General features: G+C 63.6%; 10 protein-coding genes. All 10 read left to right on the top strand.

Features of this window, described 5'->3' with window-relative positions:
* The first annotated feature begins 3 nt into the window (after positions 1-3).
* The 10 genes from SMD31_RS17200 to SMD31_RS17155 all read left to right on the top strand — a co-directional run bounded on the left by SMD31_RS17200 (position 4) and on the right by SMD31_RS17155 (position 12040).
* On the top strand, positions 4-795 hold the full coding sequence (locus SMD31_RS17200; RefSeq protein WP_320502156.1) for an ATP-binding cassette domain-containing protein: 792 nt from the start codon (positions 4-6) through the stop codon (positions 793-795).
* The gene (locus SMD31_RS17195) at positions 792-2726 is read left to right on the top strand and encodes a bifunctional 5-dehydro-2-deoxygluconokinase/5-dehydro-2-deoxyphosphogluconate aldolase (RefSeq protein WP_320502155.1); all 1935 of its coding nucleotides are present in this window, start codon (positions 792-794) and stop codon (positions 2724-2726) included. Before SMD31_RS17200 ends, SMD31_RS17195 begins: the two co-directional genes overlap by 4 nt.
* 13 nt (positions 2727-2739) lie before the next feature.
* Positions 2740-4584 carry a 3D-(3,5/4)-trihydroxycyclohexane-1,2-dione acylhydrolase (decyclizing) gene (gene iolD, locus SMD31_RS17190; RefSeq protein ID WP_320502154.1) on the top strand — a complete coding sequence of 615 codons (1845 nt, stop codon included), beginning with the start codon at positions 2740-2742 and terminating at the stop codon, positions 4582-4584.
* Positions 4585-4612: 28 nt separating this feature from the next.
* Positions 4613-5515 carry a myo-inosose-2 dehydratase gene (iolE, locus tag SMD31_RS17185; protein ID WP_320502153.1) on the top strand — a complete coding sequence of 301 codons (903 nt, stop codon included), beginning with the start codon at positions 4613-4615 and terminating at the stop codon, positions 5513-5515.
* A 38-nt stretch (positions 5516-5553) separates the two neighbouring features.
* Complete coding sequence (gene iolB, locus SMD31_RS17180) at positions 5554-6345, top strand: 5-deoxy-glucuronate isomerase (RefSeq protein WP_320502152.1); 792 nt, start codon at positions 5554-5556, stop codon at positions 6343-6345.
* 75 nt (positions 6346-6420) lie between these two features.
* Positions 6421-7107 carry an HAD family hydrolase gene (locus tag SMD31_RS17175; protein WP_320502151.1) on the top strand — a complete coding sequence of 229 codons (687 nt, stop codon included), beginning with the start codon at positions 6421-6423 and terminating at the stop codon, positions 7105-7107.
* Positions 7097-8044, top strand: coding sequence for a sugar-binding transcriptional regulator (locus SMD31_RS17170; RefSeq protein WP_320502150.1), 948 nt, complete (start codon positions 7097-7099; stop codon positions 8042-8044). The genes SMD31_RS17175 and SMD31_RS17170 overlap by 11 nt, the downstream gene beginning before the upstream one ends.
* An 806-nt stretch (positions 8045-8850) precedes the next feature.
* Complete coding sequence (locus SMD31_RS17165; protein ID WP_320502149.1) at positions 8851-10164, top strand: ABC transporter substrate-binding protein; 1314 nt, start codon at positions 8851-8853, stop codon at positions 10162-10164.
* Positions 10165-10333: 169 nt separating this feature from the next.
* Positions 10334-11206 (top strand): carbohydrate ABC transporter permease, encoded by an 873-nt coding sequence (locus SMD31_RS17160; RefSeq protein WP_320502148.1) that lies wholly within the window; start codon positions 10334-10336, stop codon positions 11204-11206.
* A 3-nt stretch (positions 11207-11209) separates the two neighbouring features.
* Entirely contained in the window at positions 11210-12040 is an 831-nt protein-coding gene (locus SMD31_RS17155) for a carbohydrate ABC transporter permease (RefSeq protein WP_320502147.1), read from the top strand.
* The last annotated feature ends 29 nt before the right edge of the window (positions 12041-12069 follow it).

The following is a 12069-nucleotide window of genomic DNA, read 5'->3' as shown; positions in this document are numbered from 1 at the left end:
CATATGACTGACTCGAACCCCGTCCTCGCCCTCGACAACGTCAGCAAGTTCTTCGGCACGGTCATCGCCTTGCGCGGCGTGTCGATTGCGGCCAGGGCCGGCGAAGTGCTGTGCCTCCTCGGCGATAACGGCGCCGGAAAATCGACGCTGATCAAGACGCTGTCGGGCGTGCACAAGCCCACGGAAGGCAAGATCCTCATCGACGGTCAGCCGGTCGTCCTCGAATCGCCGCGCGATGCGCTCGATCGTGGTATCGCCACGGTGTTTCAGGACCTCGCCACCGTGCCGCTGATGAGCATCGCCCGCAATTTTTTCATGGGCCGCGAGCCGACGACGGGCAAGGGGCCCTTCCGCCGCCTCGACTGGGATTTCATGTGCGAGACGACGCGGAAGGAAATGAAGGATCTCGGCATCGATGTGCGCGACCCGACACAAGCCGTCGGCACGCTCTCGGGTGGCGAACGGCAGTGCCTCGCCATCGCCCGCGCCGTGCATTTCGGCGCCCGCGTCCTCATCCTCGACGAGCCGACCTCGGCGCTTGGCGTGCATCAGGCCTCGGTGGTCCTGCGCATCATCGTCCGCGCCCGCGCCCGCGGCCTTGCCGTCATCTTCATCACCCACAATGTCCATCACGCCTATCCCGTGGCGGACGAATTCACCATCCTCAACCGCGGGCGTTCGATCGGCACATTCCGCAAGGCCGACGTCACGCGAGATGCGGTCCTCGAAATGATGGCCGGCGGCAAGGAACTGGTCGATCTTGAAGCGGAACTGAAGGCCGCGAGTGCGGCATGAAGTTCCCGCCGAAATCCGACCGCAAGCTCGACGTCATCAGCATCGGCCGCTCCTCGGTCGACCTCTACGGCCAGCAGGCCGGTGGGCGGCTCGAGGACATGGCGTCCTTTGCCAAATATATCGGCGGCTGCCCCACCAATATCGCGGTGGGTGCGGCGCGCCTGGGCTTGGCTTCCGCCGTCATCACGCGGGTGGGCGACGAGCATATGGGCCGCTTCATCCGCGAACAGCTCACCGCCGAAGGGGTGGATACACGCGGGGTCGCCACCGATCCCACGCGGTTGACCGCCCTCGTCATTCTCGGCATCCGCGACAAGGAACATTTCCCGCTCATTTTCTACCGCGAGAACTGCGCCGACATGGCCCTGGAGGCCGAGCATATCGACCCCGCCTTCATCAACGAGGCGCGGGCGGTGCTGGTGACCGGGACCCATCTCTCGAAGCCCAATCTCGCTGCCGCCAGCAAGCGCGCGATGCAGATCGCGCGCGCCAACAAAGCCGTGACGATCCTCGACATCGACTATCGCCCGGTCCTCTGGGGCATCGGCGGCCATGGCACGGGCGAGATCCGCTTCGTCGACAATAGGGCCGTCACCACGCATCTCCAATCCATCCTGCCCGACTGCGATATCGTGGTCGGCACGGAAGAAGAGGTGCATATCGCCGGCGGCTCGACCGATACCTTGACGGCACTCCGGAACATCCGCGCCAAGACACCGGCCCTCATCGTCATGAAGCGCGGGCCGCTGGGTTGCGTCGCCTATCCCGACGCAATCCCGGCCCAGATCGAGGGCGCCCTGGTCGATACCGGCTTCCCGGTCGAGGTCTATAATGTGCTGGGCGCCGGCGACGGTTTCATGAGCGGCCTGCTGCGCGGGCTGCTCGGTGGCGAGACATTGGAAAACGCGATGCGTATGGCCAATGCCTGCGGTGCGCTGGTCGTCTCGCGCCATGGCTGCGCCCCGGCCAGCCCCACCTGGCGGGAACTGAAACATTTCCTGGAACAAGGCAGCAAGGAACATGCGCTGCGCAAGGATGCGGCCTTGAACGATCTCCATTGGGCGACGACGCGCCGGCATCTCTCGCCGGAAATCTGCGCGCTCGCCTTCGATCACCGCGTGCAGCTGGAGCGCCTGGCCAAACAGGTCGGCGCCGCCCAGGCCCGCATTCCGGTGTTGAAGCGCCTCATTTATGACGCCGCCGACAAGGCCTTCGGTGCCGATCCGGCTTTCGGCATCATCCTCGACGACCGCTTCGGCGGCGATGTGCTGGCCCATGCCACCGGGCGGGGCCATTGGATCGCGCGGCCCGTCGAGCTTCCCGAGCACATTCCGCTGGTCTTCGAAGGTGGCCGCGATATCGGCGGGACTTTACGCGAATGGCCGGTCGAACACACGGTGAAATGCCTCGTCTATCAAAAACCCGCCGACGGGCCGGAGATCACGGCACCGCAGGAGGACCGCCTGCTGGCCCTTTTCGCTGCCTGCCGGCAAAGCGGCCATGAATTGCTGTTGGAGATCATCCCCGACAAGACCAATCCGGGCGATGGGCAGACCGTCGCCGCCATGATCCGCCGCTATTATGAATTGGGCCTCAAGCCGGATTGGTGGAAGCTCGCGGCACCCGACGACCAGGCCGGTTGGAACGCCATCAGCGACATCGTCCGCGCCCGCGATCCCGATTGCCGCGGCGTGCTGCTGCTGGGGCTCGATGCGCCGGAACCCGATCTGGTGCGGACCCTCACCGCCGCCGCGACCCAGCCGATCTGCAAGGGCTTCGCCATCGGCCGCTCGGTCTTTTCGCAGCCGGCGGAAGCCTGGCTGCAGGACCGCCTCTCGGATTCGGAATTCGTCACCGAGGTTGCGTCGCGCTATCGTCGCCTGATCGATGTCTGGCGCGGCGCCCGCAGCGGGCATAGCGCGGTCGCCTAAAGGAAAGAATGTCATGAAGACCATCCGACTGACCATGGCCCAGGCCCTGCTGCGCTATTTCCGTGCGCAGGAGATCGAGATCGACGGCGTCAGACAGCCGATCCTCGCCGGCATGTTCGCGATCTTCGGCCACGGCAATGTGGCGGGCCTCGGTGAAGCCTTGGCCGATGTCGCCGACGACTTCCCGACCTACCGCGCCCAGAACGAACAGGCCATGGCGCATGCCGCCGTGGCATTTGCCAAGGCGCATCACCGCCGCCGCATCTTAGGGTGCACCACCTCCGTCGGGCCTGGCGCCACCAATATGATCACGGCCGCCGCCGTGGCGCATGTCAACCGCCTGCCGCTGCTGCTGCTGCCCGGCGACATCTTCGCCAACCGGCGTCCCGACCCCGTGCTGCAGCAGATCGAAAGCTTCCAGGACGCGACCCTTTCCGCCAATGACTGCTTCAAGCCGGTGTCGCGGCTCTGGGACCGCATCACGCGCCCCGACCAGATCCTCGCTAGTTTGCCGCAGGCGATGCGGGTTTTGACCGATCCCGTCGAGTGCGGTCCGGTGACGCTCTGCCTGCCGCAGGACGTGCAGACCGAGGCCTTCGACTATCCGGAAAGCTTCTTCGAGAAGCGCCTCCATCACTGGCGCCGCCCGGCGCCGGATGCCACGGAACTCAACCGTGCGGTCGCTGCCCTGCGCGCTGCCAAGGCGCCGCTCATCATCGCCGGCGGCGGCGTCAAATACAGCGAGGCTGGTGCGGCGCTGGCGCAACTCGCAGAAAGCCACGGCATCCCGGTCACCGAAACCCAGGCGGGGAAGGGGACACTCCCCTGGAACCATCCGCTGCAGATGGGCGGCATCGGCGTCACGGGCACAACGGCCGCGAACGACCTTGCCCGCAATGCCGATTGCATCCTCGCCATCGGCACGCGCCTCCAGGACTTCACCACGGGCTCGCATTATCTTTGGGCGACCGGCACCCAGCTCATCCAGCTCAACACGGCAAGCTTCGATGCGGTGAAGCAGAATGCCTTGCCGCTGGTGGCCGATGCGCGGGCCGGCATTCAGTCGCTGCAAACGGCGCTCGCCGGCTGGAAGGTGCCTGCCGCCTGGACCGCGAAGGCGACAGAGGGGGCGAAGGCCTGGAACGCCGCCGTCGACGCCCGCACCTCGCCCAAGGCCAGTGCCGCCAACGCACTCCCTTCCGATGCCCAGGTACTGGGCGCCGTCAACCGCTCGGCGGCACCTGAGGATATCATGATCAATGCCGCCGGCGGCATGCCGGGCGAGTTGCACAAGCTGTGGCGCGCGCATCGGCCCGAGGGCTATCACCTCGAATACGGCTATTCCTGCATGGGTTATGAGATCGCCGGCGGCCTCGGCATCAAGCTGGCGCATCCCGACCGCCGCGTCATCGTCTTCGTCGGCGACGGCTCCTATCTGATGATGAATTCCGAGATCGTCTCCTCGGTCATGATGGGCGCCAAGCTCGATATCGTTATCACCGACAACAGCGGCTTCGGCTGCATCAACCGCCTGCAGCAGGCCTGCGGCGGCAGGCCGTTCAACAATCTCTTTGAAGATGTGAAGCGCGTGCGCGACGTGAAGATCGACTTCGCGGCGCATGCCCGCGCCATGGGCGCCATCGCCGAAAAGGTCACCAGCATCGCCGACCTCGAAGCGGCCTTGGAGCGCGCCAAGAAGAACGACCGCACCAGCGTCATCGTCATCGATACCGACCCCTTGGATTCGACGCCGGATGGCGGTGCCTGGTGGGATGTGCCGGTGCCGGAAGTCTCGACCCGCGGCCAGGTGGACGCGGCCCGCGCCCAATATGAAAAGGCCCTGACGGGTCAAAAGTGAAACAGCAACGTAACGGAAGCAACAGATCATGACCGTCACTCTCGGCATCAACCCCATCGGCTGGACCAATGATTGCATGGGCTGGCTCGGCGACCTCATTCCCTTGAACACGCTGCTCTCCGAGGCGCGGGAAGCCGGCTTCAGCGGCGTCGAATTGGGGCGCAAATACCCCAAGCAGCCAAAGAAACTGAAGGCGCTCCTCGACAGGCATGATCTGAAGCTTGTCTCCGGCTGGTACTCCGCGCGGCTCCTCGCCCGCGACACCAAGGAAGAAATCGCCGCGATGCAGGACCACCTCGCCCTCATGAAGGGCTGCGGCGCCAAGGTCATGGTCTTTGCCGAAACCACCAACGACATCGTGCTCAATGTCGGCGCCGGCTTCTCGCAGCGCCCGAAAGTATCGAGTGCTGCCGATTGGAAGAAGCTTGGCATCCGCATGACCGAGGTGGCCGATTACATGCTGGGGCACGGCGTGCAGATGGCGGTTCATCACCACATGGGCACACCCATCGAAAGCCAGCAGGATGTCGACCGGCTGATGGAGAACACCGGCTATGAAGTGGGCCTGCTGCTCGATACGGGCCACATGACCGTGGCGGGCGGCGATCCCGTCGCCGTCGCCAAGAAGCATGCCAGCCGCATCAAGCATGTCCACTGCAAGGACGTGCGCCGCTATGCCCTCGAAGCCTGCCGCCGCCGCGATACCTCCTTCTCGGAAGCGGTGCTGTGCGGTCTTTTCACCGCGCCCGGTGATGGCATTGTCGATTACGGCAAGATCCTGGGCATCCTCGCCAAGGCCAAATACAAGGGCTGGCTGGTGCAGGAAGCCGAGCAGGATCCCCGTCTTTTCAACCCGAAGATCTATGCCGAGCTCGGCAACGCCCATTTGCGCGCCACGGCGAAGGCTGCCAAGCTGAAAGTCGTTGGCTGAAGGATAGAGGTCCGATCATGGCCCAGCGGGATTTACTCGTGAAGTCGAAAGCCCCTGATGCGCAGGGGCGGGTGCATCACATCACGCCGCAAAGTGCGGGCTGGGGCCATGTCGGCTTCGATCTTTATCACTTGAAGAGCGGGCAGAAGATCGACGTCGCGGCCGATGCGCGTGAACACTGCCTCGTCCTCGTCGCCGGTCGCGCCGATGTCGCGGCGGGCAATGAGACCTTCCGCAACATCGGCGAGCGCAACTCGCCTTTTGAAGGGAAGGCGCCTTACTCCGTCTATGCCCCGGCCGGCATCCCTTGCCATGTGACGGCACTCAGTGATGTCGAACTGGCGGTGTGTTCCGCACCCGGCGGCAAGGGCAGTTCGCCCATACGCCTCATCGCACCCAAGGACGTGGCCTATGAGGAACGCGGCAAGGGCAGCAATGTCCGCCATGTCTACAACATCCTGCCCGAGACCGCGCCGGCCGATGGCCTGCTGGTGGTCGAGGTGGTGACGCCGGGCGGCAATTGGTCTTCCTATCCGCCGCACAAGCACGACACCTCGGCGGCACCCGTCGAAACGAAGTTGGAAGAGACCTATTACCACCGCCTCAACCCCTCACAGGGTTTTGCTTTCCAGCGCGTCTATACTGATGACCGCTCGATCGACCAGACCATGGCGGTCGAGAATGGCGATGTGGTGATGGTGCCAGAAGGCTATCACCCGGTCGGCGCTCCCCACGGCTACGACCTCTATTACCTCAACGTGATGGCGGGGCCGGAGCGCCGCTGGTGCTTCAAGAACGATCCCCAGCACGAATGGATCGTGAAGAAGTAAGACTTCTCCACCTGTCTTGAACTGCGCGCCCGCTCGGCCTACCGTGCGCCCCTTGTTCCATTTGGCAAGCGGGCCATGGCGGCGTTCGACCTCATCATCTTCGATTGCGACGGCGTTCTCATCGACAGCGAAGTGCTGGCCTGCAGCGCCGTCCACCATCAGTTGCGCCAACACGGCATCTCTCTCGATCTGGCCGAGGTGATGCAGCGCTTCCTGGGCCGCAGCCTGGCTGAGGTGGCGCGCCATTACGAAGCGGCCCTCGGCCGGGCCATGCCGGAAATCTTCGTCACAGACTTGCGGCGCGATATCGAGACCGCCTTTTCAAGCGGCCTCGAAGCCATGCCGCATATCGAAAAACTCCTGCAAGCGCTTGAAATACCGCATTGCCTCGCCTCGTCGAGCGATTTGGCGCGGATCAAATTCTCCTTGAACTTGGTCGGCCTTTCCCCCTACTTCGAAAGCCGCATCTTCACGGCCGGCATGGTTGCCCATGCCAAACCGGCGCCGGATCTCTTCCTGCTGGCGGCCGCGACGATGCAGCGCGAACCTCGCCGATGTTTAGTGATCGAGGACAGCGCCAGCGGCGTCACGGCGGGGAAGGCGGCGGGAATGAGTGTCTGGGGGTTTGTCGGCGGCAGCCATTACAAGGATCGTGACGGCGCCGGCCATCTGCTGGCGGCGGGCGCCGACCGTGTTTTCACGCATATGAGCGAAATCGAACAGGCGCTCCAATTCGCCCAAGGTGCCGGCCATGGCCAATGACGGCGAAAGCTCGCGCCTCGACGATGCCGCCCGCGCCGGCTGGCTCTATTACATCGCTGGCCACACCCAGGACGAGATCGCCAAGAAGCTCAAGGTGTCGCGCGCCACGGCACAGCGCCTGGTCTCGCTCTGCCTGTCCGAGCGGTTGATCACCTTCCGCCTCGAACATCCCATCGCCGCTTGTATGGAACTCGCCAAGCGCTTGAAGGATCGCTACGGGCTGAAATATTGCGAAGTGGCGCCGACCGATCTCGCCAATCCGCTGAATGTGGCGGGCCTTGCCGAACGGGCCGCCGCCTTGCTGGAACAGACGCTGCGCTCGGAAAAGCCCGTCATCATCGCCATCGGTACCGGCCGCGTCATGCGTGCTGCGGTCGAGCAATTGGCGCCGATGGACTGCCCCAACCATCAGGTCGTCTCGCTGGTCGGCAACATTTCGCCCGACGGTTCGGCAAGCTTCTTCGATCCCCTGGCGCGCCTTGCCGATCTCACCAAGGCGCGGCATTACCCGATGCCTCTCCCCGTCTTCGTCTCCTCCGAGGCCGAGCGGTCGCAATTGCTGCAGATCGCGGCGGTGACCCGCGTGCGCGCCATTGCCGAGAATGCCGATCTGCGCCTGGTTGGCATCGGCCAGATCGACCAGGGCGCCCAGGTTCATGTCGACGGCTTCATCACGCGCGACGAACTCCTCGAACTCATGCGCCTCGGCGCGGTGGGCGAGGTAACCGCCTGGGCCTTCGATGCCGAGGGCCGCGTCATCGATGCCGGCACCAACAAGCGCGTGACCTCCGTGCCCCACCGGGTCCCGGCCGAATCCCTCACCGTCGGCGCCGCCCTCGGCCAAGCCAAAGTCACCGCCATGCGCGCGGCCCTCAAAGGCGGCATCCTCAACGGCCTCATCACCGACGAAGCCACAGCAAAAGCGCTGCTCGGCTAAGCAACCTCCGGAACAACACGCCGATGGATCCCCGCTTTCGCGGGGGTGACAAAGAGGCAACGGCCCAACCACCCCATCTGTCATCCCCGCGAAAGCGGGGATCCATGGATGTGCCGGACTGCGGCCCCTTCAAGAAGTTCCCAATTTGTTCTTGACAAGCGACTAGGAATTTGATACTAGTTGAGATGTGCACACGAATTCTCCCCGGTGCCCATCCGGGACCGCTCGGTTGTCGATCGGCGCAAGCCTTGCCACGGCGCAGGCCGTACATATCGGCTCCCCTTTATTGTGGGGGCGGCCCCGGCCGGTGGCTTCAAACCGGCCTCCCGGATCGGACGGATGAGCGATCCCCCGAGCGCCATGGGGTGACAAGGGCGTCCTTGCGGATGGTCGAGGAAACACCCATCCCCGCCGGATCCGATGCGGTGACCGGATTCCCCTTCGGCGCAGCAGGAAGCTCCGCCCGTCACGGCCGACACGCACGGCCGGCTCACCTGTCCGAGCGGTACCGAGTGGGAATCTGAAGAGAAACGACGAAGAGATCGAGAGAAGCCGTCGCAACCGCCTCGCTCCAAAGCCCTCCCACCTTCAGGGGGAGGCCCGTCGGCGAATGCCGACATACGTCGGCGGGGGTGGGGGCCGACTGAAAAATCTCACCTGCTCATCGCCAATCCCTCGGCGCCGGCCGCCGAGTGCGCCCCTTGCTGCGACGCAGCGTCGAATTGGCATTGACACAGGCACGTCCTGGTGTGAGCGTATGCTCAATATCGGAGCATATGCTCACGATAGGCTCTGGGAGGATGACAATGAACAGACTGCTAGCCGGCCTCATTGGGGCCGCATCGATCTTTGCTACCAGCACCGCTTTTGCCGAAACGACCCTGACCATCGCCACCGTCAACAACGGCGATATGATTCGCATGCAGGGTCTCACCGAGGAATTCACCAAGGCCAATCCCGACATCGCAGTGAAGTGGGTGACCCTGGAAGAGAACGTGCTCAGGCAGAAGGTGACGACCGACATCGCCACCAAGGGCGGCCAGTTCGACGTGCTCACCATCGGCACCTATGAAGTGCCGATCTGGGCCGGCAAGGAATGGCTGGTGCCGCTCGACAATCTCGGCGCCGATTACGATGTCGACGATCTGTTGCCGAAAATCCGCGCCGCCCTTTCAAGCGGCGGCAAGCTCTACGCCGCACCCTTCTACGGCGAGAGCTCCATGGTCATGTACCGCACCGACCTGATGGAGAAGGCCGGCCTCAAAATGCCGGAAGCGCCCACCTGGGACTTCATCGTCGACGCCGCCAAGAAGATGACCGACAAGTCGACCGAGACCTACGGCATTTGCCTGCGCGGCAAGGCCGGCTGGGGCGAGAACATGGCGTTCCTCACTGCCATGTCGAACTCCTTCGGTGCCCGCTGGTTCGACGAGAAGTGGCATCCGCAGTTCGACAGCGCGGAATGGAAAGACACGCTCACGACCTATGTGAACCTCATGAAGGATGCCGGCCCTCCGGGCGCCAGCTCCAACGGCTTCAATGAAAACCTCGCTTTGTTCAACGCGGGTAAGTGCGGCATGTGGATCGATGCCACCGTCGCTGCGTCCTTCGTGACCAACCCGAAGGATTCGAAGGTCGCGGACAAGGTCGGCTTCGCGCTGGCGCCGAACAAGGGCCTCGGCAAGAACGCCAACTGGCTCTGGGCCTGGAGCCTCGCGATCCCCGCTGGCTCGCAGAAGGTCGAAGCCGCCGAGAAGTTCATCGCCTGGGCGACCTCGAAGAAGTACACGGAACTCGTGGCCTCGAAAGAAGGCTGGGCCAACGTGCCGCCGGGCACCCGTACCTCGCTCTACAACAACCCGGAATATTTGAAGGCAGCCCCCTTCGCCAAGCCGACGATCGACTCGATCAACTCGGCTGACCCGGACCATCCGACGGTGAAGCCGGTGCCCTATGTCGGCGTGCAATACGCCGCCATCCCTGAATTCCAGGGCCTCGGCACCACGGTCGGTCAACACTTCTCGGCAGCGCTTGCCGGCACCACCAGCGTCGACGACGCCCTGGCCGCCGCCCAGACCGCGGTCGAGCGTGAAATGACCCGCGCCGGCTACATTAAGTAAGCGAAGTGTTGCGAGCGGCGGTCTCCGCCGCTCGCATACCCTTATCGTCATGGTCGGCGAAGGCCGACCATCCATGAGTTTCTATCCAACACCTCGGTTGCTGCCGATAAAGTCGTGGATGGTCGGCCTTCGCCGACCATGACGAAGCAAAAGAGTCGGGGAGGGCGTCATGGCCACACAACAAACCAGAACCATCGGCCGTCTGCTCATCTCGCCTGCGGTCGCCTTGCTGCTGTTCTGGATGATCGTCCCGCTGGCGATGACGATCTATTTCTCGACCCTCAACTACAATCTCTTGAACCCCGGCATGGAGACCTTTGTCGGGCTCGAGAACTTCACCTATTTCGTGACCGACCCCGCCTTCATGGCTTCGGTGCGCAACACGCTCGTTCTGGTGGGTTCGGTCCTTGCCATCACCATTGTCCTTGGCGTCCTTATCGCCCTGCTGCTCGATCAGGAGATGTTCGGCCAAGGCATCGTGCGCCTGATGGTGATCGCCCCCTTCTTCGTCATGCCGACGGTGAGTGCCCTGGTTTGGAAGAACCTGTTGATGCACCCGGTCTCCGGCCTCTTTGCCTGGATCGCGCAGATTCTCGGCGCGACACCGGTCGACTGGTTCACCGACATGCCGCTCTTCTCGATCATCTTGATCGTGTCCTGGCAGTGGCTGCCCTTCGCCGCCCTCATTCTTCTCACCGCGCTGCAATCGCTGGATGAGGAGCAAAAGGAAGCGGCCGTGATGGATGGCGCCGGCCCGTTCTCGATCTTCTTCTACATCACGCTGCCGCATCTCGCGCGACCGATCACCGTCGTGATCCTCATCGAGACCATCTTCCTGCTCACCGTTTTTGCCGAGATTTTCGTCACCACCGGCGGCGGCCCGGGTACGCAGACCACGAACCTCGCCTTCCTCATCTATTCGAAGGCGCTGCTGCAATACGATGTCGGCGGCGCCTCCGCCGGCGGCCTCATCGCCGTGGTGATCGCCAATATCGTCGCCTTCTTCCTGGTCCGCATCGTCGGCCGCAATCTGGAGGCGTGAGCGATGGCACAGCGCGTCACCACCGGTCGCAAGGTCTTCAACACCGCCGCCGCGTTCTTCGTCGGCTTCCTGATCTTCTTCCCCATCCTGTGGATGGTGCTGGCGAGCTTCAAGACGGAGCTCGAAGCCTTCGCCATGCCGCCGAGCTTCCTGTTCTTCGACTGGACGACCGAGAATTACGCCGTTGTGCAGGAGCGCAGCGATTATCTCCATCACGCGATGAATTCGGTCATCATCGCCGGCGGCTCGACCCTCATCGCCATGGCTATCGCCATTCCCGCGGCCTGGGCGATGGCGTTTGCGCCGAGCCACCGCACCAAAGATATTCTGCTGTGGATGCTCTCCACCAAGATGATGCCATCGGTCGGCGTCTTGGTGCCGATCTATCTCATCTTCCGCGATTTCGGCCTGCTCGATTCCCGCGCCGGGCTGGTCTTCGTCCTGTGTCTCGGCAATCTGCCCATCGTGGTGTGGATGCTGTTCACCTATTTCAAGGAAATCCCCAAGGACATCCTGGAAGCCGCGCGCATGGACGGCGCCACGACGCTCAAGGAACTTGTGTATGTGCTCACACCGATGGCGATCCCGGGCCTGGCCTCGACGCTTCTCCTCAATGTGATCCTGGCGTGGAACGAGGCGTTCTGGACCTTGAACCTCACCACCTCGGAAGCGGCACCGCTCACCACCTTCATCGCCTCCTATTCGAGTCCCGAAGGTTTGTTCTGGGCGAAGCTCTCGGCGGCCTCGACGCTCGCCATCGCGCCCATCCTGGTGCTGGGCTGGTTCAGCCAGAAGCAATTGGTCCGCGGCCTCACCTTCGGCGCGGTGAAATGAAAATGATGATCTGGGAAATGAAAAAAGTG

Source organism: Dongia rigui, from assembly GCF_034044635.1.
Taxonomy (GTDB): domain Bacteria; phylum Pseudomonadota; class Alphaproteobacteria; order Dongiales; family Dongiaceae; genus Dongia; species Dongia rigui.
The sequence above is the reverse complement of the archived record's forward strand: the minus strand, read 5'-3'. Positions and strand labels throughout refer to the sequence as shown.

Excerpts from the sequence above, each read along its gene's own strand:
- SMD31_RS17160 (WP_320502148.1), top strand. The coding sequence starts at position 10,334 with ATGGCCACACAACAAACCAGAACCATCGGCCGTCTGCTCATCTCGCCT.
- SMD31_RS17175 (WP_320502151.1), top strand. The coding sequence starts at position 6,421 with ATGGCGGCGTTCGACCTCATCATCTTCGATTGCGACGGCGTTCTCATC.
- SMD31_RS17170 (WP_320502150.1), top strand. The coding sequence starts at position 7,097 with ATGGCCAATGACGGCGAAAGCTCGCGCCTCGACGATGCCGCCCGCGCC.
- SMD31_RS17155 (WP_320502147.1), top strand. The coding sequence starts at position 11,210 with ATGGCACAGCGCGTCACCACCGGTCGCAAGGTCTTCAACACCGCCGCC.
- iolE (WP_320502153.1), top strand. The coding sequence starts at position 4,613 with ATGACCGTCACTCTCGGCATCAACCCCATCGGCTGGACCAATGATTGC.
- SMD31_RS17165 (WP_320502149.1), top strand. The coding sequence starts at position 8,851 with ATGAACAGACTGCTAGCCGGCCTCATTGGGGCCGCATCGATCTTTGCT.
- SMD31_RS17195 (WP_320502155.1), top strand. The coding sequence starts at position 792 with ATGAAGTTCCCGCCGAAATCCGACCGCAAGCTCGACGTCATCAGCATC.
- SMD31_RS17200 (WP_320502156.1), top strand. The coding sequence starts at position 4 with ATGACTGACTCGAACCCCGTCCTCGCCCTCGACAACGTCAGCAAGTTC.
- iolD (WP_320502154.1), top strand. The coding sequence starts at position 2,740 with ATGAAGACCATCCGACTGACCATGGCCCAGGCCCTGCTGCGCTATTTC.